This window comes from Lacisediminihabitans sp., from assembly GCF_036569425.1.
GTDB lineage: Bacteria > Actinomycetota > Actinomycetes > Actinomycetales > Microbacteriaceae > Lacisediminihabitans.
This window is the reverse complement of the sequence record NZ_DATCQQ010000022.1, coordinates 1-26,459: the sequence shown is the minus strand read 5'-3', so window position 1 is coordinate 26,459 and position 26,459 is coordinate 1. Positions and strand designations below refer to the sequence as shown.

The following is a 26,459-nucleotide window of genomic DNA, read 5'->3' as shown; positions in this document are numbered from 1 at the left end:
TCACAACGGCGCTCGCGCGCTGCTTGAGGTTGTCGGCGACGATCCGCACGGCCTCCGGGGCCGCGGTGCCCATCGTGCCGATTGCTTGCGCGACATCGGTGCGCAACTGCGGGTCGAGGGCGGAGAGCACGGGCGAGGCGCGCTCGGGACGCAAGTGGGCCAGCACGAGGGCGATCGTCTGGGGAAGCTCCCCGTCCAGGAGCGTGATGAGCTGGCCTGGCTCGGCGGTGTCGAGAAACTCGAAGGCACGGCCGGCCATGGATGACGCCACGCGGTTCATGACGCCCGCCGCGCGCTCGGAGCCGAACGAGGCCTCGAGCAGCCCAGCGGCGAAATCCTTGCCGCCGCGCGCGGTGCGGCCGCCCTTGATCGTGAGTTCGTGGAATTCCCCGATCGTGCGCTCGGCCACCGAGGTGTCGACGCGCCGCAGGCGGATAATCTCCGCCGCGATCTCCTCTGCCTCGGCGTCGTTGAATTGCTTCATGACGTCCGCGGCCCGCAGCGGATCCATGTTCATGAGAACGATGGCGACCTTCTGGGTGCCGGTCAGCACGCCGACGGCATCGCTCATGCCGGCTGCCTGTCGTCCATCAGGCCGCGCAGGAAGTCGGCGGTGCGCTGCGGGTCTTTCGCGGCGAGCGCGTCGATCTCCGCCCGCTTGCGGTCGTTGTCGCCCGGCTCCAGCGGCGGCACCTGGGTGTAGGTGAGCGAGGCGGGAGCCGGCGCCGAGAGGGCGATCGGCATGGTCTGGTCGTTCATCATTGCGCGCATCTCGGCGAGCTCGCCCATGTCCCGCAGCTCCTGCTCCTCCTCGTTGCGGCGACGCAGTCGGCGGGCGATCAGGAAGAGCGCGACGGTCGCGGGAATGGCGATGCCGAAGATCGTGATAGCCGTGCGGATGATGCCGGCCGTGCGGTCGGCGGCGGCGGCGGCATCCGCTGCGGCGAGCGCCTTCGCGGCCTGTACCGCCCCGACCTTGTTGAACGACACGACCTCCACGGCGACCTGGTCGCCGCGCGTCTTGTCGATGCCGGCCGCCGCGTTGATGAGCGCCTTGACGTTGGCGATGTTGAGACCGGATGCGACGCTCGAGTTGAGGGCCACCGATACCGTCTGGCGCGTGATCGCGCCGGCCGGAATGGTGGTGGACTCGGTTACCTTGTTGATGGCGTTGTTCTTGGTGACCGATTGAGACGTGACCGTGCCGCTCGTCTGGACACCGCTCGGAACGGCGATGTTGTCCGGTCCGAGCACGCCGGTGCTCGAACTCGAGCCACCGGCGGTGCCGCCTGTGGCGTCGCTCGAGAACGACACGTTGAGCGATGGCGCGTCGGTGGGTGACGTGAACGTCTCCTCGGTGCGCTGGCCCGAGTTCTGGCTCATATCGGCCGCGACGACGACCGTCGCGTTGCCGGGGCCGACGACCTTGTCCAGCATCGCCTGCACCGAGGAGCGCACGCGGGACTCGTAGTCGGAGGCGACCTTGCCCTCGGCGCCCGACGCTCCGACCCCCGCCGCGGAGAGCACGATGCCCTGCGCGTCGATCACCGAAACGTCGCTCGCCTTCATGCCTTCGATCGAGGCCGAGGTGAGGTGCACAATAGCCTGAACCTGGTCGTCGTTGAGGGTCACGCCGTTCTCGGTCGCGATGAACACCGACGCGGTCGGGTCGGTCTTCTCCGAGACGAAGACGGTGTCCTTGGGGATCGCGAGTTGCACGGAGGCGGTCTTGACGCCCTTCATGGCTTCGATCGTGTTGGCGAGCTCACCCTCGAGCGCTCGCTTGTACGTGACGTTCTGCTGGAACTCGGATGCCGTGACGCCCATCTTGTCGAGCAGCGAGTACCCGCCGGTGGTCGATGACGGCAGCCCGGCGGCCGCGGCCTTGAGACGCTCGTCGTAGACGTTGGCCTCCGGCACCATGATCGTGCCGCCGCCGTTCGTGATCTCGTACTCCACCCCGTCGGTGCGCAGCTGCTCCACAATGGTGTTGGCGTCGGTGGCGCTGAGCCCCGAGAACAGCGGGGTGTACGACGGCTTCGTGATCCAGAATGTGAGCGCGACGATTCCGAGGGTGAGCACGGCGACACCGATGATCGCGACAGTGCGCTGGGCGATCGTGAACTCGCGGATGGTGTGCGCGAGGCGCCGCAGCGCCGAAGTGACCTGGGTCGGCATCAGGACTGCATCCTCATGATCTCGTTGAACGCGTCGACGCCCTTGTTGCGCACGGCGGCGACGAGCTCGAGCGTGACCTGGGCGCGGGTCGAGGCGATCGTCGCGTTGTGGATGTCGTCGAGGTTGCCGGTGACGGCCTTGATCGCGAGATCATTCGAGATGGACTGCTGCTGCTGGAGCCCGTCGACGGCGCTCGACAGCTCGGTGGCGAACCCCGACGCGCTCGTCGACGTCGTACCGGAGACGGAGGGGAGGTAGCCGGTGCCCGTTACGCCCTGCACCGAGGTGATTCCCGCGACGTTGATCAACTGCGTCCGATCTGGCGTGCTGCCTGGTAAGTCTCTTTCGCGCGGTCGACGACCGCGGCGTTCGCCTGGTAGCCGCGTTGGGCCATGATGAGCTGGCCCATCTGCGAGGCGAGGTCGATGTCTGGGTAGCGCACGTAGCCCTCCTTGTCGGCGAGCGGGTTGGCCGGCTCGTAGACGAGACGCCCCACCGCACTGCCGTAGGCCGCTCCCGTGACGTAGACGCCGGAGGTGCCTTCGCCCTCCTGGGCCACAATGTAGCGCGCCTGGAAAGCCGCGCCATTCGTCGGCTTGGCGGTGTTGACGTTGGCGATGTTATCGGCCACGGCGTCGAGCCACTTGCGATGCAGCGTGAGCCCCGTGCCGGCGATGCCGATCGCGTCGAAGGTCATCAGCTCGTCCTGATCGCGGCGCGAAGGGCGGCGAACTCGTTGCCGGCGGCTTGGCTCGCGAACTGATAGCGCAAGACCGTGTCGATGTTGGACAGCGTCTCGGTGTCGAGATTGACGTTGTTGCCGTTGAGCTGGGTCGGCTCGAGCGACCGCTTGACGACCGCGGTGACGTGCCCGTTGCCTGCCTCGACCGACTTCACGAGGGCATCTTCGAACACGACGCGCTTGGCGTGGTAGTTGGGGGTGTTGACGTTCGCGATGTTGTTGGCGATCGTCCGTTGGCGCAGGGCCAGACCGTCCAGGGCGCTGTTGAGCGCGGCGGAAGTAACCGATTCGAGCACAGTCGTCCGTTTCGTCGTTGAGGACAATACGGCCGATCCGTGGCCTTCCGATGAGCGATCCGTGCTCGTGTACAACTAACTATCGACCGCTCGCAGTCGAGCGTTAGGAGTTCGCCCCGAAGGGGGGGGGTCAGCTCGTGACGTCGAGATAGGCGGCGTTGTCGCCGGGATGTGCCGGCGGCACGGCCTCGATCGCGGCGAGGTGCCTTCCGGTCACTCTCTTGCGCTCTTCGAGGGCTTCGATTGATTCGCGTTGCTCGCCCAGGATGCGGTTGGCGCGCGAACGGAGGTCGGCCGGCATCGGTCCGAGGTAGGTCGGCATGACCCACACGGGTGCCCCGCCCACATCGTCTCCCGGGTTGGGAGCGGGGAACTTGGCCGCCGCGATGCTCGCCTCCATGGCGTTCAGCACAGAAGCCCAATTGTCCCAATTCGCCGTGGAGCTAGGCAACTCCGAGCTCCCGGCTTTCGCCGGTCGACACGCTCTCCGGCACGGAAAGCTGGCCGGCCGCCTCGTGCCAGGCCTGCCTGAGCGGTTCGAGCAGTTCGATGCTCTCGCGGATGCTTCCCGCGTCGCGCTTGACGTTCGCCATCACCAGCAGGCTCGTCGTGTAGCTGTAGAGGGAGAGCAGGCCCTGGCCGCCATCCCACAGCTCCACCTTCAGCGAGGAGGTGAGCTCGGAGATGATGGCCTGAGCGTGCAGCAGGTTCGAGGAGGCCACAGGCCAGTCCTCTGCGCTGTGGGCTTTCTCGGCACGGCCGAGGTCGAGCAGCAGACGGTCGTAGAGCATCGTGAGCAGCCGCACCGGGGAGGCGGACAGGATCGCGTCCCTGTTGTACTGGGAGCGTTGCGCGCTCATCGTCATCGTCATGATCCCTATCCCGTGGTGGTCGAAGTCGAAAGCGAGGAGAGCTGCGAGCTGAGCGCGGCGGACTGCGCCTTCAGGTTGCTGAGCATGACCTCCATCTGGGAGAAGGTGCGCTCGAGAGTCGACTTGCGGATGGCGAGTCGCGTGTCCCACGCGGAGATCTGGTCACCGAGGCTCTTGAGCTGGGTCTGGTCACCGGTGATCCGGTTGGTGAGCGTTCCGTCGTACTTGTCGGAGGCGGCCGTCGAGCTGGCCGCGAGCCTGGTCGCCACCGTCTGGATCGCCGCCATCGTCGTGGTCGGGTCGGCGGCGAGCGCGGCGGCGAACTTGTCGGAGTCGAAGGTGACCGTGCCGGTGCGATCCACCGAGATCCCGTACTCGGATGGTGAGTGCCCGTTGATCGGCAGGCCGACGGCGTCGAGGGTCTTCTGGCGGATGTCGCGAATGGTGCTGTCTCCCGCGAAGACCCCGGCCCTGGTGGTGGTCACCCCGTTCGCGTCGGTCGAGGTGGAGACTGCGGTCTGCGCGGCGATCAGCACGAACGCGCTGTTCACCGACGCGACGAGGCCGCTCGCGACGTCGCTGATCTTCTTGTCGTCTCGCGCCACCGAAATCGCCACCGGGACTGCCGAGACCGCGGAGGCAGTGACGGTGACTCCCGGCAGCAGGTCGGTGAAGGTGTTGGTCGACGACGTGATGACCTGTTCGGCCGTTGTTCCCGCGAACAACTTGATGCTCGCATCCTGTGCCGTCCTGATGACCGCGCTGCCTGGAGCGGTAAGCACGTTCGTGGCCGTGCCTGCCGCGACATCCGAAGCGGTGCCCTGATAGACGGAGAAGGCGGAGTCGGCGCCGGTCGTCGTGCTGGAGAACTGGATGCGGTATAGCTGGTTGCCGCTCCCGTCGAAGCCCGAGGCGACCTTGATGGCGCTGACACCCGCGGTCGAACCGTTGATGGCGGACACGACGTCGTCGAGGGAGTTCGAGGCCGGGGTGATTTCGAGCGGTGTGCCCGAGTGGCCGACGATGGTGATCGTCGACGGAGACGGCCAGGCCGCCATCGCCGCGGAAACCCCGATCTGCGACTGGGCGAGTGCACTCACCACCACCTGCAGCTCGCCGGCGCTCGCGCCGGTGGCGACCGTGACGGCGAGCCCGGTGCTGGAGCTGGTGGCGGAGTAGAGGTCGAGGCTGGAGGGCTTTGCGGCCGCAGTAGCGGCATCGGCGAGGGTCGCGAGCCGGCTGTTCAGGCCCTGGAAGGCGCTTAGCTCGGAGTTGGTGGTGCTGACCTGTCCCTTGAGCAGGGTCTGCGGCTGGGCCGCGACCGTCATGAGCTGGGTGATGAGGGACGTGGTGTCGAGGCCGCTCGAGAGGCCGTCAAGGGAGATTGCCATTGTCCCGTGTTCCTTCGTCTGGTCTGGCGGGTGGTGGGGTGGTGCGGGTGGAGCCTGCTGTGCGGTAAACGCCCGGCGGCCATCACATCGAGAGGTCCAGTTCCCTCCGCGACGAGCCGCCGGGCGTTGCTTGTTACACGCCGGCCGAGCTATCCGATCTAGCGCAGGAGCTGCAGCACGCCCTGGTTGCCCTGGTTGGCCTGCGCGAGCATCGCGGTGCCGGCCTGGGCCAGGATGTTGGAGCGCGTGTACTTGACCATCTCGGACGCCATGTCGGTGTCCGTGATGCGTGACTTCGCCGCCGTCAGGTTCTCGGTGGAGACGCTGAGGTTGCGGATGACGCTCTCGAAACGGTTCTGCTGCGCACCGAGGCTGGCACGAGCGGTCGAAACGGAGGTGATCTGCGTGTCGGCAGACGCAATCGACGCCAGCGCCGCAGTGCTGTCGGTGAAGGTCATCGCGTTGACTGCGGTGGCAATCGCGGCGACGTCGGTGGTCTTCACATTGATCTGGTCGTTCGCCGCGACCGAACCCGCACCGATCTGGAACGTCAGGCCAGCAGTGGTCGCCGCGCCGGTCAGCAGCTGGGTGCCGTTGAAGTTGGCGGACGTGCTGATCCGAGTGAGCTCCGAGCCGAGCGCCGTAACTTCGGTCTGGATTGCGGTGCGTGAGTCTGCGTTGTTCGAGTCGTTACCGGACTGAACGGCGAGGTCACGAACGCGCTGCAGGATGGTCTGAACTTCGGAGAGCGAACCTTCAGCCGTCTGGATGACGCTGATGCCGTCCTGCGCGTTGCGGCTGGCGACCGTGAGGCCTCCGACCTGCGACTGCAGACCCTGGGAGATTGCGAGACCAGCTGCGTCATCCGCGGCGTGGTTGATGCGAAGACCGCTGGAGAGCTTCTCGAGCGACTTTGCGAGATCGTTCTGCGTGTTGCTGAGGTTCCGGTACGAGTTGAGTGCCGAAATGTTGGTGTTGACCTGCATACCCATGATGTATTCCTCCGTGATGTTGGGTTATTCGAATCGGCCCATCCGTGGTCCGACACTGAGAGTTATCGACCGAACGCTCTGGGGCGTTAGGCGCGATACCAAATTCTTTTTCTTTTTTATGACGCCGCCGCGTTGGCCGGCGCGGGGTGCGCGAGGTTCGCCATTCCGGCCATGGCGTTGTTTGCCACTCTGGCCAGATAGGCGCTGCGGGTGGCCGGCGCGATGCGGGACACCGGCGTGTACTCGGCGCTCGTGTCCGAGTAGTGGGTCTCGAGGCCGTCTTTGAGCAGGCGAATCGCCTCGGCGCGCTGCTGCGAGACCGCCGAATGCGTGATGCCGAGTTCGTCGGCCAGCTCCTTCACCGAGCGGTCCTCGAAGTAGATCCCGTTGACGATGTAACGCATCTTCTCCGGCAGTGCGACGACGGCGGCGCTGAGAAAACCGAGGCGCTCGGCGGAGAGCAGCGATTCCTCCGGCAGGGCGGTGTCCGCGACGAGATACTCGGCCGTCGTGTCATCGAGCGCGGAGACGGTGCGTGAGGCGTCGGCGAGGCCGGCCTCGGCCTCCGCGCGGTCGACACCCATCGCCGAGGCGATCTCGTCGATACTCGGCACGCGTCTGAGGGCGGCGGTGAGGGTCTCCTGCACGGCCATGGTCTCTTTGATCCGGCGGCGGGCGCCTCGGGTGGCCCAGTCGCTCGAGCGCATCTCATCCGCGAACGCGCCGATGATGCGGCGACGGGCGAAGGCCCCGAATGGAATGCCGAGCTCGGGGTTGAAGGAGTCGGCGGAGGTGATGAGCGCGACGGAGCCGGCCGAGGCCAGATCGTCCCGCGAGAGGTGCGTCGCCCTGGCCCAGACCTCGGAAACGAGGTACCCGACGAGCGGAAGATTGTCGACAACCAACTGGTTGCGTTCTGTGCGATTCACGTTGCCTGGCCCCCGTGTGCAAACTGGACGATGATGATTTCGGCGGCCGCCCCGATGGGGGCGAGTGCCGAGTTGCAGATCTGCTCGGGTAAGCGCTTGTCGTGCGAGTGAAACGTGGTGTTGCTCGGGGCGTCTCGGGGGGGGGTAGAGCGGGTGGTGAAGCGGTGGAATCGGTGGGCTGTTCGCCTCGATCTGTTGCGACTCTATAGGCGGATGACCCCCAAAAAACCAGTCGCTTCCCTGCTGTTTGCTCGATTCCTGCCCCCAGTCCGGGGGTTCACGTACCCCATTCCGCCGGTTAAGTCCTCCTTCTAGCGGACACCGGCCAACAGGCGGTCTCCGGAAAGCATCCATGGTTCCGACTAACGCGCGGAGTACCCTTGCCGATAGTTCACCCGTGGAAGAGGTGGACACCCGACGGCGGGCAGAGCGAACGGTGCACGCCTCCGTCCACATGATCAACCGGACTGGGAGTGCGATGAGTGTCAATGAACTGTCGGCGTGCCTGTGGCGCGAACGAGAGCTGCTCGAGCTCCTGACGTTCAAGCTCGAGGAGGAGCAGTTCCTGCTCACCGCCGGCAAGTCCCGCTGGCTCCAATACGCGACCCGCGAGGTCGAACAGGTGATGGAGCGCCTTCGTGCCGCCGGCCTGGCCCGCACGGTGGAGGTCGCGTCCGTGGCCGCCGAGTGGGGAGCCGACGAGAACGCCACCCTGCGCGAGCTCGTCGACGCTGCGCCGGAGGGACCATGGGCTGAGATCCTCGGCTCCCACCTCCACGCGATGACCGAACAGACCAACCAGATCCGCGAACTGCGTGACCTCAACGAGCACTACCTGCGCACCGCCATCCGCTTCGTGCAGGAGGCACAGGCCGACGGGGTCACCGAGGCGGGCACCTACGACTCGAACGGAACCTCCGCGGCGCCGACCGGCGCCGCCCGAATCTTCGACCTGACCCTGTGAGGACCGTCGCGTGAGCACCTTCAGCGGCCTGAACACCGCATACACCGGCCTCTCGGCCGCCCGGCAGGGCCTGTCCGTGGTCGGGCAGAACATCACCAACGCCACGACGACGGGCTACACCCGCCAGCGGGTGACGACCTCCTCCCTCGGCGCCCTGTCCCAGGTGGGTCGGCTCTCCGGCGGCGTCGTACGGATCGGCCAGGGCGTGGCCGTGACCGGCGTCGCACGCCTCGGCGACATCTACCTCGATTCCCAGGTGCGCAACTCCGCCGCAACCTCCGGCAACCTCGCGGTGAAGGCCAACGCACTCAGCGCCGTCGACGGCTCGCTGCAGGAGCCAGGAGCAAACGGGCTCTCTGCTCAGCTCACCGGCTTCTGGGCGGACTGGCAGGGGATGGCCAACAACGCAGGAAAGCCGGCCCAGGCCGGCGTGCTGATCTCGGATGCCACCGCGCTCGCCTCCCACATCGCGAGCGGCTACCAGGCGGTCGACGCCCAGTGGACGCAGGTGCGTGGGCAGCTCGACGGGATGGCCCGCGAGCTCAACGATGCCGGTACCCAGGTCGCCGACCTCAACGCCCGAATCCGCAGCACGCTCGCCACCGGCGGCTCAGTAAACGAACTGCTCGACCAGCGCAACACCCTCACGACAACGATCGCGGCCCTCACCGGCGCGACGGTGCGAGTGCTCCCGGATGGCACGGCCGACGTGCTCATCGGCGGCAACGCCCTCGTCTCCGGAGACACCTTCCAGCCCGTAACGGTCACCGGCAGCAACATCATGGCCGGGGCGGCCGGCATTCCGGTCGCTCTCGCCTGGGCCAACCGGCCTGGCGTGCCGGTCGGCGCCGAGTCCGGGGAGATGGCCGGTGCGGTGGCGATCCTCGCCTCGGCGAATGCCACCGGAACGGGCGGGGCCCTCGCCGAGGCCGCCGCGAGCTACAACAACTTCGCGAGCTATCTGGCCACCGCGGTCAACGCCGTGCACTCCGCCGGGGTCACCTCCACCGGGGCCACCGGCCTCGACTTCTTCGCGATCGCGCCCACCGGCCCGGCCGCTCTCGGCCTCTCGGTGCTGGCCACGGGCGTCGGCGACATCGCCACGGCGAAGGCCGGCTCTGGCGCGCTGGACGGCTCGAACGGTGACGCTATCGCCGCCCTCGGTACCGGACCGACTTCTCCGGACTCCGTCTGGTCCAAGTTCGTCACCGGCATCGGCGTGGCCACGAAGTCTGCCGTGCAGCAGGCGACCCTCGCCGAAACCGCGGCAACCTCGGCCTCGAGCGCTCAGCTCGCCAACTCCTCGGTGGACATGGACGAAGAGAACGTGAACATGCTGATGTTCCAGAAGGCTTACCAGGGTGCAGCGCGCGTGATGACCGCCGTCGACGAGATGCTCGACACCCTCATCAACCGCACCGGAATCGTCGGGAGATAGCCCATGGTCAATCGAGTGACGAGCCAGACGATGATGGCCACCTCCCAGCGCAACCTCCAGTCGAGCGCGGCGCAACTCGCTCGGGTGCAGGCGCTCGCGTCGAGCCAGCAGAAGATCGGTAAGCCGTCCGACGACCCGACGGGCACCGCCAACTCGCTTCGCGTGCGCGTCGACCAGGCCGCCACGGCCCAGTACGGTCGCAACATCGACGACGGAAACGCCTGGCTCACCACCATCGACTCCGCCCTCTCCAGCACCACCGACATCCTCCGCCGCGTCCGTGACCTCACCGTGCAGGGGGCAAACGATGGTGCGCTCTCACCGTCGGCCAAGGAGGCCATCGCCAAGGAGCTCGAGGGACTCAGGAGCGATCTCCTCGGCCAGGCGAACACGAAGTACGCGGGTCGCACGGTGTTTGCGGGCACCTCGGATGCCGGCGTCGCATTCGACCCGAGCTACGCCTTCAGCGGCACGGGCAACCCTGTCACACGTCGCCTCGACGGGAGCACGACCGTGCGGGTGGATGCAGACGGCGCTGCCGTCTTCGGCACCGGGGCCGGCTCGGTGTTCGCGCTCGTCGACACCATCGTGGCCGACCTGCGCAGCGGCGTGAACGTGGGCAGCCAACTCGCCACCATCGACACCCACCTGAACGCCGCGCTCTCCCAGCAGAGCGCCATCGGTGCGAACCAGGCCCAGGTCAACAAGGCGGAGGCAACCAACTTGCAGCAGTCGAATGCGCTCGAGGCGCAGCGCTCGTCGATCGAAGACGTCGACCTGAGCCAGGTGGTCCTCCAGCTCAAGCAGCAGGAGGTCACCTACCAGTCCGCCCTCGCCGTCACCTCGCGCACGCTGCAGCCCACGCTCATGGACTTCCTCCGATGAGCGCCGCACTCACGTTCGTGACGCCGCCGCCCGGCCTCGACCCGCTCACCGACTTCACCCTCACCGAGATCGACGGTGCGGCCGGCCTGTACTCGCTGCGCGCCGTGCAGAACGACGGCATCCGGCTCTTCGTGCTCGACGCGGCGGTGTTCCTGCCCGAGTACGGCCCGATCCTCTCCGAGGAGCATTGTGCGGCGCTCGGGCTGACCGCCGCCGAAGACGCGATGGTGCTCGTCGTGGCGAACCCCGGCGAGGGCGGAACCCGCCTCAACCTCATGGCGCCGATCGTGGTCAACCTGCTCTCGGGCGCGAGCTCGCAGGTCATTCTCGAGGGCCAGGACTGGTCCCTCCAGGCGGAACTCGCCACGGCTTCGGCCTAGATTTGGGCTGCAGACCCGTCGGCTAGAGTGGCGGAAACGAGACCCGTTCCGCTCTCTGAAGGGCCGGCATGACCGAAATCGTTCCCATCCCCTCTCCCGGCGTACCGTTCTACTATGGCGAACCCGGCGGCCCGCTCGTGGTGTTGCTGCACGACTGGTTCGGGCGCCTGCCCTGGCTGGAGAACTACGCCCGCGGGCTCGAACACCAGGGCTTCCGGGTGGTGGTGCCCGATCTCTTCGACGGTGTGGCGACCACGGACGAGGCGACGGCCGAGCAGTTGCTCAACCAACTCGACGTCGCGACGGCGCTCTCGACCGTCGACGACATCATCCAGACCGCCCGCGCCGAGGGCAGCCAGCGCGTGGGGGTCGTCGGCTTCTCCGCCGGGGGCTGGCTGGCCCTGCTACACGCGCAGGGGGGATCATCGGATGCCGTGGTCGCCTACTACGCGACGCTCGGGCCGGCGCAACACGGCGTGCTCCCCTGCCCGGTGCTCCTGCAGTTCGCCGAGGTCGACGAGTGGGACGAGGGCGAGGATCCGGAGAGCTTCATCGACCGTCTCAAGGACCACGGCACGCCGGTCACGCAGTTCACCTCTCTCGGCACGGTGCACTCGTTCGCCAACGCGACGATACCCGAGCGGGTGAATGTGGCAGCCGCTGCGCTCGCCTTTGCGCGCACCGCGTCGTTCCTCGAAGACCACCTCATCGACTAGTTCCGGTCAGACCGTTACGACGCCCACGGGCGATCCGGAGTCCAGCGACTGCTTCGCGGCGAGCGCCACGGCGAGCGCCAGCACGGCGTCGTCGACCGGACAAAAGTCGGGCGCGGCACCCGTGCGCACGCACTGGAGGAAGTATTCGGCCTGGCTGCGGTACGGGTTGTGCGCGGCGATGGCCCGCTCGCTCGTCCCCGCCGCGGTCTGCACCCGCACGGTGTCCTGGACTGCACCCGGCACCGCGGAGTCGAGCGCGCGCGAAAACCGGTGGTCGGCGAGTCCGGCGCTGCCGACCACGTCGAGCGATGAGGCGAAGCTGAAGCCCGCCGGCATCCCCATGAAGCCGGTCGCGTGGCCCACCCCGCCGCCCGCGTAGTCCACGGTCGCCTCGACCGGGCCGTCCGGTCGCGCCCGGCGCGCGGTCACCGAGAGCGGACGACCGAGAAACAGGTTCAGCTGGTCGAAGTCGTGGATGCTGAAGTCCACGACGATTCCGCCGGACTTCGACTCGTCGTGCCACCAGGTCGACGGGCGAGGGGCCGGGCCGAACCGACCGGCGGCAACGGCCAGCGCTGCACCCAGCGTGCCGGCCTCGAACGTTTCGCGGATGGCCCGGTAGCCCTCGAAGAAGCGCACGACGTGCGCCACCATCAGCACCCCGGGGCTCCGCGCGGCCTCGTCGCGGACGGCCAGTGCCTCCGCGATCGTGAGGGCGATCGGCTTCTCCAGCAGCACACTCTTACCCGCCCGCAGGGCCTCGAGGGCAATGCCGGCATGGGTCGGGGTTGGGGTGCACACCGAGACGATCTGCACGTCGGGGTCGCGAAGCACGACACGGAGGTCTGGTTCGAACCGGGCGAGGGGTGCGAACGGCAGGGGCGGGCCGTCCGTCAGGGTATTGACATATCCGATACTCTCGCCGAGGCCGAGCTCGCTCCACGCCCTCGCGTGCGCCCGCGCCATCGCGCCGCGCCCGACAATCGCGATGCCGGTCATCCGGTCTCCTCCTCGGTCATGCTGAACTGGTAGTCGGGCGGAACCGGCTCCGCGGGGATCACCCGGAGCCACAGCTCGGCCATCGCATTCTCGCCTTCCCGCAGGTCGGCCACCTCGACTCCTTCGCGCAGGATCGCCGCCGCCCCGGCGCCATCGCCGACGAGCGCGAGGGCCTGGGCCCGGAGTAGCCGCAACCGGCCATTCGTCGACTGGTCGGAGCCCAGGAGCTCGAGGGCGGTGTCGGCCGAGCCCGCGGCGATCGATGCAGACACGGCCTCGATGCGCAGGGGTGCGTCGCCCGGTTCGAGCGCACACGTCAGGAGGTACTGGTCGAGCCCGCCGCGGGTATCGCCGGCCGACAACAGCAGTTGCGCGAGTCCGCGGTGGGCGTGTGCGCTCGGCCCGCCCCTGAGGGATTGCCGGTAGAGCGACTCCGCCGCATCACCATCGCCCGCCGCGTGTCTCATGATCGCGCGATGCAGGGAGGCGGCCGCCCCGGCGCCGGTCGCCGCGCACAGGGCCTCCCAGTCCTCGCCGCGCACGAAGCCGGGGGCTCCGCCGAACCGAGTGCCGCCCTCGAGCAGGTCGAGCCATGGCCGTTGTTCGCCGGTGATCGTCTCCGGGTCGAACGGGGTGCCGCTCTCGTCGAGCCAACCGAGGCCGTGGCGGTGGCGGCGCGCCGCCTCCAGGGCTCCCCAGCCGCTACCGGTGAGAACGCTGCTGCTCGGTGCGAGGTCGGCCCAAGATCGCGCCGCGGCGTGCGCCGCCTCGAGCGTCGAGGGGTCCGCGAGTTCGGCGACGCTCCGCTCGGCGGCGGCCACGGCGGCGGGCCAGTCTGCGCCCTGGGCGGTCTCCGGCGAGAGCCCAGGGTTGCCGTATGCCTCCAGCCAGCTCCAGTCGGCGCCCGGCGGCATCTCGAGATGCTGGAACTGGGTTAGGGCGAGGCCGGCCTGGATCTCGGTGTACCGCCCGCCCTCCGGCGACAGCCAGCGTTGCCAGCGATCGCCGCCCGGTCCCTGCCCCCAGACGAAGAGCTTCCGCCCGCGGAGCCTTCCCGTGGAGAGCATGGCGAGGCCGTCGCCGTGCCGGTCCGCGGCCACGATCCACGGGACGCGGTGCAGCGGGATGTCGAAGAAGAAGTCCCGCGCCCGCGCATTGCGGGCGGGCCGGGTCCAGTCCGCCCCGCCCGTCGCCACGGCCACCCGGGTGATCCCCCCCTCGTAGGCGCTCGCGAACGCGGAGTCGGCCGGGGCGATCACCCGGGTGTCTTCACGTTGCGGTACCGCCGCGTTCGTCCACCAGTACATCGGCACCGTCAGGGCATTCGGGTTCTGCACCCGCACCGCCACGAACAGCACGGCCGAGTCAGCCGGGAGCCACGCGTCCACCTGGAACACGACCTCGCGCAACCGGTCGAACTCCCACATCCGCAGCACCTCCTGGCCGTCCGGGGTGCGAACGATCGCGGCATGCAGCGGGCTCGCGGTCATCGGCGAGTGGCCCCGCGTGCCGATGTTCCACTCGATTCCGCCGGCGAACCAGGCGTTGCGCAGTCCCAGATTGGCGAACTGGATGGTGTCCGGCGAGTGGAGCAGGTGCGTGCCGCTGCTCTTATCGAACAGTTCCCAGAGCCGCCCGCCCCACTCGGGCAGGAACACCGCCCGCAGTCGATCGTTCTCGAGCACCACGGTCGTGACCGAGCGCTCGGAGAGGGTGCGGCCGTAGCCGTTCTGTTCCTGGTACGGGTAGAGGTTCGACGGATTGCCGTAGGTCGAGCCCTCGATGATCTCCGGCGGCAGGTCGCCGGTGATGACGTATGGCGACTCGAGCGGGGCGCCCAGCATCGGCATCGAATCCGGCGGGCCGAGATCGGCCATCGCCATCGTTCGGGTGCCAACGGTGAGGGTCATTGCATGGCCGCCGCGCCTCGGGCGCGGTCGATCTCCCCGGTCAGGTGCCGGTGAAACTTGGCATCCACCGGGATGCCGAGTCGCCGGAGGGCGAGCACCGCCGCACCGACCACGCCGTCTGCGACCGGGATCAGCTGGGCATCCCCGGCCGCGGCCCGCAGTCGGTGGGTGAAGATCGCGGGAGCCCGCTGCATCCCGGCCGCGAGCACGCTCCCGCCGAGCACGACGGCGCCGGAGACGTCGGTCTCCACGGCCGCGGCGAGAATGCGGGCTATCCCCTCGGCGGCGTCGTCGAGAATCTCGCGGGCCACCGGGTCGTCGGCCGCCTCGAAGGCGAGAGGGGCGAACCGGGCGAGCTCCACGGGTTGCAGCGCGTACAGCGCGCGTTCGAGACGTGTGAGCTCCTCCGCGCGCCCCCGGATGCGTCGCACGGTGCGTTCGATCCCGGTCGCCTCGAGCAGGAGGCCGGTGAGCGCGGTCTCCCGGCCGATCCCGTCGAGGACGGCGACGACCGCGCGCGCCACGCGGTGCCCGATCCAGAACCCCGACCCGGTATCGCCCAGGAGCCAGCCGGAGCCGCCCCGCACGGTGTGGATCCTTCCCTCGCTCACGCGCGCCGCGATGGCGCCCGTGCCGGCGATCACGGCGTAGCCGTGCTCCAGGGCGGTGCCCGAGCAGAACGTGCCGAGCAGGTCCGGCTCGATCGCGACTGCCCCACCCAGGCCGAGGGCGGCGAATCGCGAGCCCAGACGGTCGACGAACACCGGCGTCTCGGCGCCGGCCAGGGCGATCACCACGAGAGAGTCGGCATCCGGGTCGCCTCGGTCTGCCCCCAGGGCGCGCGCCACCGCGAGACCGAGCGCCTCGACGGCTGCATCGATCCCCACAGCCGTCGGGTTTCCGGCGCCCGCGCGTCCGAAGCCCCGGCAGTCTCCCGACGGATCGAGCACGACGGCTCGCGAAGAAGTGCCACCGGCGTCAACTGCCACAATTTTTCGCATCGTTACTTCTTCGAAATATTAGAGAACTGAGCACACTGTACTGTAAGAATAATTTTCCAGTAGTTAGCCATATGGAGGTTGTTATTACCATCGAGCCAACGTCCGCCGTCACCGTCGACGGCGAGCACGCCGCCGGAGTGGCGAACCGCATCCTGTTGCGGCGCCCGGAGATGTCCGGCGCAATGGCGAAGATCGCCGACTACCTGCTCGAGTATCCCCAGGCCCCCTTGAAGCTCTCGATCGGCGAGCTGGCGAAGCAGGCGGGGGCCTCCGCCGCCACGGTCACCCGATTCTGCCGCCTGATCGGCTATATCGGCTATGCGCCGTTCCGGGTGAGCATCGCGACCGACTTCGGCCGCAGCACCGCCCGCACCTCATGGAAGACCGACATCGGCCGCGCGTTCGGACCGCACGACTCGGCCGCGGACGTTCTCAGCACCCTCATCAACGCGCACTCGCGCACGCTGCGCGAGACGGCCTCCGCCATCGACCTCCCGTTGATGAAAACCCTTGCCAAACGCATCGCCACGAGCCGCCACGTCGACATCTACGGGGTGGGCGGCAGCGCCTTCCTCGCCGAAGAGATGCAGGCGCGGCTCTACCGCATCGGTGTGAGCAGCCACGTCTGGTCCGAGGTGCACGCGGGGCTCACCAGTGCCGCCCTCCAGGACTCCGGATCGGTCGCGATCGGCATCTCCAACTCCGGGCGAACCGAGGAGACCATCCAGATGCTCCGGGAGGCGGGCCGGGCCGGCGCCCTCACCGTGGCCATCAGCAACAACCCGACCTCGCCCCTCGCCGAGAACGCCGATCTCACCATCGTCACCTCGGTGCATGAGCAGTTCCTGCAGCCGGATGACCTCTCCGCCAAGCACGGCCAGCTGCTGGTTCTCGACCTGCTCTACCTGCTCACCGCCCAGGAGAACTTCACCCGCACCACCAACAACCTCGCCGCATCCGCCCTCGCTGTCGCCACCCACCGGCGACCGCGGCGATCCCCGGTCACCATGCGGCAGGCCCGCGAACCCCAGCAGATGATCGAATGAGCGCCCGAATGAACGAAGGAGCCGCAGTGCCAGACACCGTCACCCAGACCGACCTGGACCGGCAGTACACGCACGAGGTGCAGTCCAGGATCGAGGCGCTGGCGGCGAGCGCCGGGGCCGGGGATCTCGACGGCGCCATAGCCCTCTTCGCCTCGGCGATCGAGCGCGGCGGAGTGATCCAGGCCTTCGGCACCGGACACTCCGAGGCCTTCGCCATGGAGATCGCCGGCCGCGCGGGGGGACTGATCCCCACCAAGAAGATCGCGCTCCGGGATGTCGTGCTGCACGGAGACATCGAGGCCGGCGCCCTCGCCGGCTCGGCGCTCGAGCGCAACCCCGACATCGCCGAACAGCTGTACGCGATCGCGGGCGCCGGCCGGGACGACGTCTTCGTCATCGCCTCGAACTCGGGGGTGAACGGATCCATTGTGGGGCTGGCCCTGGAGGCGAAGAAGCACGGGCATCCGGTTGTCGCGGTCACGAGCCTCGACCACACCATGCGGGTCGACCCCAAACACCCGAGCGGCAAGCGCCTGCGCGACGTGGCGGATGTCGTGATCGACAACCTCGCCCCGTTCGGCGACGCGACGATCGAGCTCACCGGCGGCATCCCGGTCGGGGCGGTCTCGTCGATCACCGCCGCCTACATCGCCCAGCTCCTCACCATCGGAACGGCCCGGCTGATCGCGGAGCACGGAACGACGCCACCGCTCTACATCTCGGCGAACATTCCGGGCGGCGACGAGCACAACAAGGCCCTCGAGCTTCAGTACAACATCACGCGCTTCGCCTGACCCAGACCCACACCCACAGCACCCTCAAACCGAATACCCGCCACACCAAGAATGGAAGGTAGTACAGAATGTCGATCACAGAGAAGCCACTCCAGCGACGTCAGTTCCTCCGCGGCGCACTCCTGGCCGCCGTATTCATCCCGGCAACCGGAATGCTCGCCTCGTGTGTGGGCGGAGGAGGGGCCACGACGACCCCCGGCGGCACCGTCTCGGCGAAGAACCCGTTCGGCATGGCCGACAAGTCCACCGTCGACGCCGTCATCTTCAAGGGCGGCTACGGCATCGACTACGCCACCTTCGCCGGCAAGATCGTGGAGAAGACCCAGGTCGGGTCCACCATCAAGGTGACGGCGGCCACCAACATCGCGCAGACACTCCAGCCTCGATTCGTCGGCGGAAACCCGCCGGACGTCATCGACAACAGCGGTGCCAACCTCATCGGCATCAACACCATCCGCGCCCAGCTCGAGGACCTCACCCCGGTGATCGAGGCGAAGAACCTCGAGGGCAAGGTGATCAAGGACACGCTGTACGCCGGCGTGATCGAACCGGGCACCTTCGACGGCAAGTTCGTGCAACTCAACTACGTGCTCACCGTCTACGCCATGTGGTACTCCGCCTCGCTGTTCGAGACCAACGGCTGGACTGTCCCCACCACCTACGACGAGGCCCTCGCCCTCGGGGCGAAGGCGAAGGCCCAGGGCAAGTACCTGTTCGGCTGGGGCAAGGAGGCGGCCACCTACTACCAGACGATGGCCATCGCCTCCGCGATCAAGGAGGGTGGAGACGAGGTGCGGCTCGCCCTCGAGAACCTGAAGGACGGATGCTGGTCCCTCAAGCCCATCCAGGATGTGTTCAACGGCCTGAAGAAGATCATCGATGCCGGCTACATGCAGCCCGGCGGCGCTGGGACCCAATTCACGGCGGCGCAGGCCCAGTGGAGCAACGAGGAGAAGTTCATCCTGTACCCGTCCGGCGGCTGGATCGAGAACGAGATGAAGACGCAGACGAAGGCGGGCTTCACGATGACCGGGGCACCGGAACTCAGCGTCACCACCTCGTCCAAGCTCCCGCAGAAGGCGCTGCACTCGACAGCCGGTGAGGGCTACATCGTTCCGTCGCAGGGCAAGAACGTCGCCGGCGGCAAGGAGTTCCTGCGCGCGATGCTCTCGCACGACGCCGCGGTCAACTTCGCCAAGACGACGTTCTCGTCGACCATCGTCAAGGGCACCATCCCCGCGGACGGCTTCGGCTCGACCGCTCTCGTCTCGCAGGTGAAGCTGCTCGAGGGTGCAGGCAGCGACGTCTTCTCGTGGAACTTCGTCGACCTCTACGGGCTCAACACCGACCAGCTCGTGGTGTGGAACACGTTCCTGCAGGGCGACTCGTCGGTGGCGCAGCTCACCTCCGGCCTGCAGTCCATCAGCGATAAGGTGCGCAACGACAGCTCGGTGAAGAAGGTCACGGTCACATGACCGCAGTCGTTCCTCCCACTGCAGCGCCGGCCGGCAGAGTCTCTGCCGGTCGGCGCTGGAGCCGGCGTGACCTGACTTTCGACAAGATCAGCTTCATGGTCGTGTTCCTTGTCGTTCCCGTGCTCGGCTACATCCTGTTCGTGGTGTGGCCGTTCATCCAGGCCTTCTACTATTCGCTCACCGACTGGTCCGGTTTCACGCCCGGCATGAACTTCACCGGCCTCTCGAACTACTTCAAGCTCTTCTCCGACGACATCTTCATGAAGGCGGTGGGCAACAGCCTCCTCCTCGTGATCGTGCTGCCGATCATCACGGTGGTGTTGAGCCTCGTGCTCGCCTCCCTCCTGACCGTCGGCGGGCCGAGCCACGGTCCGGTGCGGGGGCTGCGCAACTCGAGCGTGTACCGCGTCGTGTCGTTCTTCCCCTACGTGATCCCGGCCATCGTGATCGGCATCATCTGGGGACGGGTCTACGACCCGAGCGCCGGCCTGCTGAACGGGATCCTGACCGGTCTCGGGTTCGACCAGTTCCAGTCCTTCGCCTGGCTGGGCGAGCAGCGCACCGCCATGATCGCGACGATCTTCGTCATCGTCTGGGGCCTGGTCGGCTTCTACATGGTGCTCTTCGTCGCGGCCATCAAAGGCATTCCGGCCGAGATCTTCGAGGCGGCGCGCATCGACGGGGCCGGCCGGTTCCGCACGGCGCTCACCATCACGATCCCGCTCATTCGCGACAACATCCAGACCGCATACATCTACATGGGAATACTTGCGCTCGACGCCTTCGTCTACATGTCGGCGTTGAACCCGGGCGGCGGGCCGAACAACTCGACGCTCGTCATGGCGCAGCAGCTGTTCACGACGGCCTTTACCAAGGGCCAGTTCGGCCTGGCCTGCGCGATGGGCGTCGTACTCGCGATCATCACCCTGGTGTTCGCCGGCATCGTCTTCGTCGTCAACAAGCTCACCGGTGGAACCAACGAGGTAGCAGAATGACCGCCATCAAGGCCGCGACCCCCAGCCGCTCCTTCACCCGCAAGTCCGCGTCGACCACGAGTGACCGGGTCGTCGGCGGGATCTCGCACACCATCCTCACCGTCTGGTCCGTCATCGTGGTGCTCCCGCTGCTCTGGACGGTCATGTCGTCGTTCAAGACGAGCTCCGAGATCTTCTCGTCACCCTTCTCGCTGCCGTCGAAGTGGAACTTCGACAATTACGTGGGGGCGTGGACGACCGCGGGCATCGGCAGCTTCCTGCTCAACACGGTGATCGTCGTGTTCGGGGCGCTCGCGGTGACGATGCTCTTCGGGGCGATGTGCGCGTACGTGCTGGCCCGGTTCCAGTTTCCGGGCAACAGGGCCATCTACTACCTGATGCTCGCCGGTCTCACATTTCCGATCTTCCTCGCGATCGTGCCGCTGTTCTTCGTGCTGAAGAGCATCGGGCTGCTCAACACGCTGCCCGGCCTCATCCTCACCTACGCGGCATTCGCGCTGCCGTTCACCGTGTTCTTCCTGTTCTCGTTCTTCAAGGCGCTGCCCAACTCGATCGCCGAGGCGGCGGCGCTGGATGGCGCGGGCGAGTGGCGCACATTCTTCCAGGTGATGCTGCCGATGTCTCGCCCGGGGCTCGCTACGGTCGCCATCCTGAACTTCGTCGGGCTGTGGAACCAGTTCCTGCTCCCGGTGGCATTGAACACCGATCCGAAGAACTACGTGCTCACCCAGGGCATGGCGTCGTTCGCCTCCCAGGCCGGCTACTCGGTGAACTTCGGCCAGCTGTTCGCGGGCGCGGTCATGACGATCGTTCCGGTGTTCATCGTCTACCTGATCTTCCAGCGTCAGCTGCAGGGCTCCGTGTCGCAGGGCGCGAGCAAGTAGCGGTTCTACCCGCGCACGTCCCACAGGTGGTGCTGCGGATCGTGCGCGAGGTAGCGCGCGAGCGTCGCGATGGTGAAGTGCGCGCCGTCGCCCCGCCGTCCCGGCCGGCCCCAGGCGTCATCCGGGATGCCGTCGAGAGTGGCCGCGAGCGTCGCGGCAGCGGCGGCGAGCTCCTCGCCTACCGCCCGCGGATCCTGTTCGCCGTAGCGCTCGACCACCGCGGTCTCGTCCTGGTCCCAGTTGGGATACACCGGGTCATCCTGCTCGAGCATGAGGTGCAGTCGGCCGTCGAAGATGCGGAAGACGTCGCGCACGTGCGCCGCGTATTCGAGCGCCGACCAGGTGCGCTCGTCCGGGCGAACCCGCACGTCGTCGCGCTCGAGCACGGCGGGCCATCGCGTCGCGTTGGCCCGGATGAGGTCGGCCACATCGCGTTCCGAGAGGGTCGATGCGTCGAATCCGCACTCCTCGCATGGCCGCTCGAGCACCCAGGTCCAGTTCTTCGTGTCGGGAATGATCGGCATGCCTCCATCGTGCACCACGGGCACGACAGGCCGCCGTAGATATCGTGCCAACCTTGCCGAAGCCCGCGAACCCCAGCTCGGAGACGGCCGGGTTCCGGTCGCGCTTACCCAGCCAGGTGCGGCCGGTGCTTCACTGTGCGCCGCGCGGCGGGAAGCCTACGCGTCGATGGCCGGGATCGTCGCCGCGCGGCTCATGAACCGCTCCACGTCGGGATCGACCCGGATGTCGCTCGGACGCAATGGGCGGCTCAGGTACAGCCCGTCGAGCTCGGTGAGGCGGCTGAGCGCCACGTAGGTCTGGCCGGCGCTGAAGGTGCCCGATCCGAGGTCCACGATGGCGCGGTCGTAGGTCTTGCCCTGCGACTTGTGGATGGTGACCGCCCACGCCAGCCGCAGCGGGAACTGCTGGAACTCGGCGACGATGTCCTTGCGCAGCTGTTTGGTGTTGGGCGAGTAGGTGTACTTGAACTTCTCCCAGATCGCCGGCTGCACCTCGTGCACCTCGCCGTCCACCTCCACGAAGACGGTCGAGGCGATGCGGGTGACCGTGCCGACCGTGCCGTTCACCCAGCGCTGCCCGCCATCCGTGCTCGCGTCGTTGCGCAGGAACATCACCCGCGCCCCGACCTTGAGCTGCAGGGCCTCGTCGGCCGGGAAGGCCCGGCCGCCGAACTCCCCGGTGATCTCCGCCTTGGCGGTGAGCACCCGGCCCGGGAGGCGGGCGAGCTCGGCCGCGTTGATGCGGTTGACTGTGTCGTTTCGGGTCGCGAGAGTGATCGTGCCGTCGGTGGGCGCCGGGCGGGCTCCCGTCTCGTTGAGCCTGGCCGCGATCTCGGCCGTCACCTGGCCGTGCCGCACGGCGTTGAGCATGTGTTTGAACTCGGCCTCGTGTTGCCGGTGGATCGTGTTGAGCTCGAAGATGCGCAGGTCGGTCTCCTCCCACACCTTGGCATCGAAGAACCACATCGACCGGTACTGGTCGGCGAAGTATGCACGCTCGTCGGCATCGCCCGGCACAGGCGCGAGCTGGTACGGGTCGCCGAACAGCACCACCTGCACGCCGCCGAAGGCATCGAACGGCTTCTGCCTGGCCTGCCGCAGGCTGCGGTCGATAGCGTCCACGAGATCCGCGTTCACCATCGAGACCTCGTCGATCACGAGCGTGTCGATCGTGTTGAGCAGCTTGCGCAGGTCGGCGCTCTGGTCGATGTCGTGGTCGGCGATGACCCCGATCGGCAGGCGGAAGAGGGAGTGGATGGTCTGGCCGCCCACGTTGAGGGCCGCGACGCCGGTCGGGGCGCAGATCACCACCTGCTTGTCGGTGTTCCAGGCCAGGTGGTTGAGCAGCGTCGACTTTCCCGTGCCGGCCCGACCGGTGACGAAGATGCTCTCGCGGGTGCCCTCGATCGTCTCGAACACCGCCGCCTGCTCGGCGGAGAGGGCGAAACCACTCATGCAGAACCCTCCGATTGTTCGCCGAACACCCCCACCAATCTACCCGCGTACGACACCGACTCGGCCGGAGACCACCCCGTGTGCACGGAATCGCGCCGAACCCGGAAGCTTAGGATGTGGGGATGGACCGCAGAGTGCTCACGAAGTGGCTCGTGATCTTCTCGATCCTCGTCGCGGCATTCGTCGGCACTGTCGTCACGCTCAATCTCACGGTCTACAGCGCGAGCGGTTTTGTGAACTCCTATCTCCACGCCCTCGCGCGCAAGGACGTCGACGCCGCTCTCGCCACTCCCGGTGTCGCCCGGTCGACCGCGATCTCGGCCGCCCTGCTCACGCCGGACGCGCTCGGCAACCTCGCGGACATCCGCCTCGAGACCGACACCGACGACGGTGACGGCAGGCACACGGTCGCGTATCGCTACAGTTTCGGAGGGAGCACCGCGAAGACCTCCTTCGTGGTGGAGCACGTCGGCGCGCGGCTCGGGCTGTTCTCGGCCTGGCGGTTCGCCGAGAGCCCGCTCAGCGTGCTCGCGGTCACCCCCCTGCACGACGACTCGTTCTCCGCCAATGGCGTGAACCTGGTGGCGGCGGGCGGCCCGAACAAGCCGAGCGACTACCTCGTGCTGACACCGGCATCGGTCGCGCTCGACCACCGCTCAACCTTCCTCGCCGCCCCGACGACGCGGGTGCTCGTGAGCGCCCCGGCAAGCACCGTCGCGGCGAAGGTGGACATCCAGGCGAACCGCGCCTTCGTGGCCCAGGTGCAGAAGGAGCTCGACGCGAGCCTCGCGTCGTGCGTCACCCAGCGCGTGCTGCTGCCGACCGGATGCCCGATGGGCAAGCAGATCGGCGACCGCATCCAGGATGCCCCCCGCTGGTCGACGGTGAAGAGCCCGCGGGTGACGATCGTGCCCGGCACGGCTGCCGACACCTGGCTCGTGCCCGAGACGACGGGCACCGCGCACCTCACCGTGGCGGTCAAGTCGATCTTCGACGGCAGCCTCTCCACCGTCGACGAGGACGTGCCGTTCACCGTGAGCTACCTCGTGACCCTGCAGCCTGGCGGCGGCCTGCTCATCACCGCGGAGTACTGAGCGAACCGGAGCTAGCCGCGCCGGGCGCGAGCCGCGAGCATCTCGTTGTATTCGGCGAGGTCGGCGTCGCCGTCGCGTTCGGCCTTACGGTCGAGCCGCCGCGCGTCCCGCTCGTCGCTGCGGCTCCACATCACCGCGACCGTGATGGCGAGGATGATCGTGGGGATCTCGCCCACGCTCCAGGCGATACCGCCGCCCGTCTGCTGGTCCATGATGGCGCTCTGCCCCCACGGTCTGCCCATCGCGCCGTACCAGTCGGCCAGCAGCAGGCCGGTTCCTGTCATCAGGGACAGGCCGAAGAAGGCGTGGAAGGCCATCGTGGCGAGCAGGATGAGCAGGCGGAGCGGGTAGGAGGCGCGCCTCGGCACCGGGTCGACGCCGATCAACGACTGCACGAAGAGATAACCGGTGACGAGGAAGTGCACGATCATCCAGGTGTGGCCGATGTGGTCGGTGGTGGCCCAGCTGAACAGCGGCGTGTAGTAGAAGACCCAGAGCGAGCCGGCGAAGAGCACCGCCGCCACAATCGGATTCGTCAGCACGACGCTCGCCCGCGAGTGCACGAAGAGCATGATCCACTCCCGGGCTCCGCGACTGCCATCGGTGCGCTTCGCGATGGCGCGCAGCGCGAGGGTGATCGGCGCGGCCGGGGCGAGCAGAACCGGAATCATCATGCCGAGCAGCATGTGCCCGAGCATGTGGGCACTGAAGAGGTACTTCTCGTAGGCGTTGACTCCGCCGTTGGTCACGTAGAACAGCAGCGCGAGGCCGGCGAGCCAGAGCACCGTGCGGTACCACGGCCATCGGTCACCGCGCTTGTGCAGCCGCCAGACCCCGGCGAGGTAGAAGAAGGCCAGAAAGGCCACCACGAGAATCCAGAGCAGATCGAAGCGCCAGACGGTGAAGTAGCGGGCGAAGGTGAGCTCCGGCGGCAGCGGCTCCCCGGTGAGGATGTAGGCCGGCGTCGTGGTGACCGCCGCCTGGGACACCGGCGTCCTGGTCTTGGCGAGCGCCGCCGCCACTCCGGTCGCGAGGCCCATGAAACCGAGTTCGGCCGCCACCAGCCACCAGAAGAAGCGACTTCCGCCGTTCTCGGCCCGCTGCATCCTGACCACCAGGAACCGCCGCTGCACAAGACCGAACAGGCCGAGGGAGCCGAGGGCGAACACCTTGACCAGCACGAGGATGCCGTACGGCGTGAGGAGGGCGGCGAGCGTTCCCACCCGCAACGCCGCATTCACGTAGCCGGACAGCGCCACCACGATGAAGCAGATCACGGCGAGGGTCGAGTACCGGGAGAGCACGGGGCCGAGGCGTCCGCGCTCGAGCGTCGGGCGGATGAGCACGATGGTGAGCAGCCCGCCCAGCCAGACCGCGGCGAACACGAGGTGCAGGCCGAGGGATGTCGTGGCCGCGTCGTGCCCGGCCGCGTCCGCCGAGTGGCCCTGGAGCGCCGTCGGCACCAGGCCGACGCCGGCGAAGAGGGCCAAGAAGAGGATGGCCGTGTGGTTGCGCACGGCGAAGCAGAGCACGGTGACCGCCGCGGCGACGAGGGTCGTGGCGAGCCAGGCCTGGCCGAGCTCGGTGCCGGTGAGGAACTGGCCGAGCTTGGCGCCGTACTGTGAGTCGAGGGTGACCGGCTCGTAGTCGAAGCTCATGAAGGTGAGGAAGCCGGTCACCCCGGAGGTGACCGTCCAGACGCCGGCCGCGGCCGCGGCGATGTCGATGGTCCTGCCGAACTCCGGCTCGCTGTCGCTCAGCGCGAAGCAGACCAGCACGAGGGCGCCGATCGTCGCGGCGGCGCCCAGGTTGCCGAGCAGCGTGGCGATCGGCAGGCCGTAACGCACGAACGCACCGGGGTCGAAGACGGCCGGGGCATCCGCCGCTCCGCCGAACTGCAGGGCGGCCAGGAGGGACAGGAACGCGACGACCAGCAACAGGGCTGGCCCGGCAATCCTCACGAGCCTTGGCACGGAATCCAGCCTATTCGAGCGGGCTGGGCGCACACTCCACAATCCTCACGAGCCCTGGCACGGAATCCAGCCTATTCGAGCGGGCCGGGCGCACACTCCACAATGTCCCCGCCGGTTAACGACGAAAGGGGATGCCGACCAGACGGTCGACATCCCCTTTCGTGAACGAAAAGCGAACTACTTCGCTGCCGCCTTGAGCTTGCTGCCGGCGCTGACCTTCACGCCGTAACCAGCCGCGATCTGGATCGCTTCACCCGTGGACGGGTTGCGACCGGCGCGAGCCTCACGGTGAGTGCGCTCGACCGCGAGCCAGCCCGGGATCGTGACCTTCGTGCCTTCGCCGACGGACGTGGCGAGAGTGGAGAACAGTGCGTCAAGGACGCCGTTCACTGCAGCCTGGCTCTGGCCAGACTCAGCGGCAACTGCCGCGACGAGCTCGGTACGGTTTAGTGACTTGTCAGCCATTGAAGTCCTCCTCGGACGTTGTGCTTTGCAGAACAAACATTCCTGCTCAAGAGAACAGTTC

At 67.7% G+C, this 26,459-nt stretch carries 27 protein-coding genes and 1 pseudogene; 11 read left to right on the top strand and 17 right to left on the bottom strand.

Annotation, left to right across the window (positions count from 1 at the left end; genetic code table 11):
• The 10 genes and pseudogenes from VIM54_RS04345 to VIM54_RS04300 form a co-directional block, all read right to left on the bottom strand.
• Positions 1 to 571: pseudogene (locus VIM54_RS04345) on the bottom strand (flagellar motor switch protein FliG); the annotation flags it as partial.
• Positions 568 to 2,178, bottom strand: a complete 1,611-nt coding sequence (gene fliF, locus VIM54_RS04340; RefSeq protein ID WP_331899462.1) for a flagellar basal-body MS-ring/collar protein FliF — start codon at positions 2,176 to 2,178, stop codon at positions 568 to 570. The gene fliF and the pseudogene VIM54_RS04345, both read right to left, overlap by 4 nt.
• On the bottom strand, positions 2,178 to 2,483 hold the full coding sequence (fliE, locus tag VIM54_RS04335) for a flagellar hook-basal body complex protein FliE (protein WP_331899464.1): 306 nt from the start codon (positions 2,481 to 2,483) through the stop codon (positions 2,178 to 2,180). The genes fliF and fliE overlap by 1 nt, the downstream gene beginning before the upstream one ends.
• Positions 2,483 to 2,875, bottom strand: coding sequence for a flagellar basal body rod protein FlgC (locus tag VIM54_RS04330; RefSeq protein ID WP_331899460.1), 393 nt, complete (start codon positions 2,873 to 2,875; stop codon positions 2,483 to 2,485). Before VIM54_RS04330 ends, fliE begins: the two co-directional genes overlap by 1 nt.
• Positions 2,875 to 3,216: a flagellar basal body rod protein FlgB gene (locus tag VIM54_RS04325; protein WP_331899458.1), complete on the bottom strand. Its 342-nt coding sequence runs from the start codon at positions 3,214 to 3,216 to the stop codon at positions 2,875 to 2,877. Before VIM54_RS04325 ends, VIM54_RS04330 begins: the two co-directional genes overlap by 1 nt.
• A 130-nt stretch (positions 3,217 to 3,346) precedes the next feature.
• A complete protein-coding gene (locus tag VIM54_RS04320; RefSeq protein WP_331899456.1) occupies positions 3,347 to 3,628 on the bottom strand; it encodes a hypothetical protein in 282 nt (93 codons plus the stop codon).
• Positions 3,629 to 3,659: 31 nt separating this feature from the next.
• Positions 3,660 to 4,088 (bottom strand): flagellar export chaperone FliS, encoded by a 429-nt coding sequence (fliS, locus tag VIM54_RS04315; RefSeq protein ID WP_331899454.1) that lies wholly within the window; start codon positions 4,086 to 4,088, stop codon positions 3,660 to 3,662.
• Between the two features lie 5 nt (positions 4,089 to 4,093).
• Positions 4,094 to 5,479: a flagellar filament capping protein FliD gene (gene fliD, locus VIM54_RS04310; RefSeq protein WP_331899452.1), complete on the bottom strand. Its 1,386-nt coding sequence runs from the start codon at positions 5,477 to 5,479 to the stop codon at positions 4,094 to 4,096.
• A gap of 158 nt (positions 5,480 to 5,637) precedes the next feature.
• Positions 5,638 to 6,471 carry a flagellin gene (locus tag VIM54_RS04305; RefSeq protein WP_331899450.1) on the bottom strand — a complete coding sequence of 278 codons (834 nt, stop codon included), beginning with the start codon at positions 6,469 to 6,471 and terminating at the stop codon, positions 5,638 to 5,640.
• A 116-nt stretch (positions 6,472 to 6,587) separates the two neighbouring features.
• Positions 6,588 to 7,400 (bottom strand): sigma-70 family RNA polymerase sigma factor, encoded by an 813-nt coding sequence (locus VIM54_RS04300; RefSeq protein WP_331899448.1) that lies wholly within the window; start codon positions 7,398 to 7,400, stop codon positions 6,588 to 6,590.
• A 478-nt stretch (positions 7,401 to 7,878) separates the two neighbouring features.
• Here VIM54_RS04300 and VIM54_RS04295 point away from each other — a divergent pair, with 478 nt between their 5' ends.
• From VIM54_RS04295 to VIM54_RS04275, 5 genes are all read left to right on the top strand, one after another.
• Complete coding sequence (locus VIM54_RS04295; protein ID WP_331899446.1) at positions 7,879 to 8,364, top strand: flagellar protein FlgN; 486 nt, start codon at positions 7,879 to 7,881, stop codon at positions 8,362 to 8,364.
• A 10-nt stretch (positions 8,365 to 8,374) separates the two neighbouring features.
• Entirely contained in the window at positions 8,375 to 9,802 is a 1,428-nt protein-coding gene (flgK, locus tag VIM54_RS04290; RefSeq protein WP_331899444.1) for a flagellar hook-associated protein FlgK, read from the top strand.
• Between the two features lie 3 nt (positions 9,803 to 9,805).
• Entirely contained in the window at positions 9,806 to 10,687 is an 882-nt protein-coding gene (gene flgL, locus VIM54_RS04285; RefSeq protein WP_331899442.1) for a flagellar hook-associated protein FlgL, read from the top strand.
• Positions 10,684 to 11,067, top strand: a complete 384-nt coding sequence (gene fliW / locus VIM54_RS04280) for a flagellar assembly protein FliW (protein ID WP_331899441.1) — start codon at positions 10,684 to 10,686, stop codon at positions 11,065 to 11,067. The genes flgL and fliW overlap by 4 nt, the downstream gene beginning before the upstream one ends.
• A gap of 68 nt (positions 11,068 to 11,135) precedes the next feature.
• A complete protein-coding gene (locus VIM54_RS04275; protein ID WP_331899439.1) occupies positions 11,136 to 11,783 on the top strand; it encodes a dienelactone hydrolase family protein in 648 nt (215 codons plus the stop codon).
• A 6-nt stretch (positions 11,784 to 11,789) separates the two neighbouring features.
• Here VIM54_RS04275 and VIM54_RS04270 read toward each other — a convergent pair whose 3' ends face one another.
• From VIM54_RS04270 to VIM54_RS04260, 3 genes are read right to left on the bottom strand one after another with little or no spacing between them, the layout of a single operon-like run.
• Positions 11,790 to 12,782 (bottom strand): Gfo/Idh/MocA family oxidoreductase, encoded by a 993-nt coding sequence (locus VIM54_RS04270; protein ID WP_331899437.1) that lies wholly within the window; start codon positions 12,780 to 12,782, stop codon positions 11,790 to 11,792.
• Complete coding sequence (locus VIM54_RS04265; RefSeq protein WP_331899435.1) at positions 12,779 to 14,692, bottom strand: DUF5107 domain-containing protein; 1,914 nt, start codon at positions 14,690 to 14,692, stop codon at positions 12,779 to 12,781. The genes VIM54_RS04270 and VIM54_RS04265 overlap by 4 nt, the downstream gene beginning before the upstream one ends.
• A complete protein-coding gene (locus VIM54_RS04260; RefSeq protein ID WP_331899434.1) occupies positions 14,689 to 15,693 on the bottom strand; it encodes an N-acetylglucosamine kinase in 1,005 nt (334 codons plus the stop codon). Before VIM54_RS04260 ends, VIM54_RS04265 begins: the two co-directional genes overlap by 4 nt.
• A gap of 71 nt (positions 15,694 to 15,764) precedes the next feature.
• Between VIM54_RS04260 and VIM54_RS04255 the strand changes: the two genes are divergently transcribed.
• The 5 genes from VIM54_RS04255 to VIM54_RS04235 all read left to right on the top strand — a co-directional run bounded on the left by VIM54_RS04255 (position 15,765) and on the right by VIM54_RS04235 (position 20,887).
• Positions 15,765 to 16,739 carry a MurR/RpiR family transcriptional regulator gene (locus VIM54_RS04255; RefSeq protein WP_331899429.1) on the top strand — a complete coding sequence of 325 codons (975 nt, stop codon included), beginning with the start codon at positions 15,765 to 15,767 and terminating at the stop codon, positions 16,737 to 16,739.
• 26 nt (positions 16,740 to 16,765) lie between these two features.
• Positions 16,766 to 17,533, top strand: coding sequence for an SIS domain-containing protein (locus tag VIM54_RS04250; RefSeq protein ID WP_331899427.1), 768 nt, complete (start codon positions 16,766 to 16,768; stop codon positions 17,531 to 17,533).
• A 68-nt stretch (positions 17,534 to 17,601) separates the two neighbouring features.
• Positions 17,602 to 19,008, top strand: coding sequence for an N-acetylglucosamine/diacetylchitobiose ABC transporter substrate-binding protein (ngcE, locus tag VIM54_RS04245; RefSeq protein ID WP_331899425.1), 1,407 nt, complete (start codon positions 17,602 to 17,604; stop codon positions 19,006 to 19,008).
• On the top strand, positions 19,005 to 20,003 hold the full coding sequence (locus VIM54_RS04240) for a sugar ABC transporter permease (RefSeq protein WP_331899424.1): 999 nt from the start codon (positions 19,005 to 19,007) through the stop codon (positions 20,001 to 20,003). The genes ngcE and VIM54_RS04240 overlap by 4 nt, the downstream gene beginning before the upstream one ends.
• A complete protein-coding gene (locus tag VIM54_RS04235; protein ID WP_331899422.1) occupies positions 20,000 to 20,887 on the top strand; it encodes a carbohydrate ABC transporter permease in 888 nt (295 codons plus the stop codon). The genes VIM54_RS04240 and VIM54_RS04235 overlap by 4 nt, the downstream gene beginning before the upstream one ends.
• Before the next feature lie 5 nt (positions 20,888 to 20,892).
• Here the strand turns inward: VIM54_RS04235 and VIM54_RS04230 are convergent, their stop codons facing one another.
• Both VIM54_RS04230 and VIM54_RS04225 read right to left on the bottom strand, forming a co-directional pair.
• Positions 20,893 to 21,411 (bottom strand): DinB family protein, encoded by a 519-nt coding sequence (locus tag VIM54_RS04230; RefSeq protein WP_331899421.1) that lies wholly within the window; start codon positions 21,409 to 21,411, stop codon positions 20,893 to 20,895.
• 156 nt (positions 21,412 to 21,567) lie between these two features.
• A complete protein-coding gene (locus VIM54_RS04225) occupies positions 21,568 to 22,866 on the bottom strand; it encodes an ATP-dependent DNA helicase (protein ID WP_331899419.1) in 1,299 nt (432 codons plus the stop codon).
• 122 nt (positions 22,867 to 22,988) lie between these two features.
• Here VIM54_RS04225 and VIM54_RS04220 point away from each other — a divergent pair, with 122 nt between their 5' ends.
• Positions 22,989 to 23,960 (top strand): hypothetical protein, encoded by a 972-nt coding sequence (locus tag VIM54_RS04220; protein ID WP_331899417.1) that lies wholly within the window; start codon positions 22,989 to 22,991, stop codon positions 23,958 to 23,960.
• An 11-nt stretch (positions 23,961 to 23,971) separates the two neighbouring features.
• Here the strand turns inward: VIM54_RS04220 and VIM54_RS04215 are convergent, their stop codons facing one another.
• Both VIM54_RS04215 and VIM54_RS04210 read right to left on the bottom strand, forming a co-directional pair.
• Entirely contained in the window at positions 23,972 to 25,933 is a 1,962-nt protein-coding gene (locus tag VIM54_RS04215; RefSeq protein ID WP_331899415.1) for a cytochrome c oxidase assembly protein, read from the bottom strand.
• 177 nt (positions 25,934 to 26,110) lie between these two features.
• Complete coding sequence (locus tag VIM54_RS04210; protein ID WP_147784258.1) at positions 26,111 to 26,398, bottom strand: HU family DNA-binding protein; 288 nt, start codon at positions 26,396 to 26,398, stop codon at positions 26,111 to 26,113.
• Positions 26,399 to 26,459 lie beyond the last annotated feature (61 nt).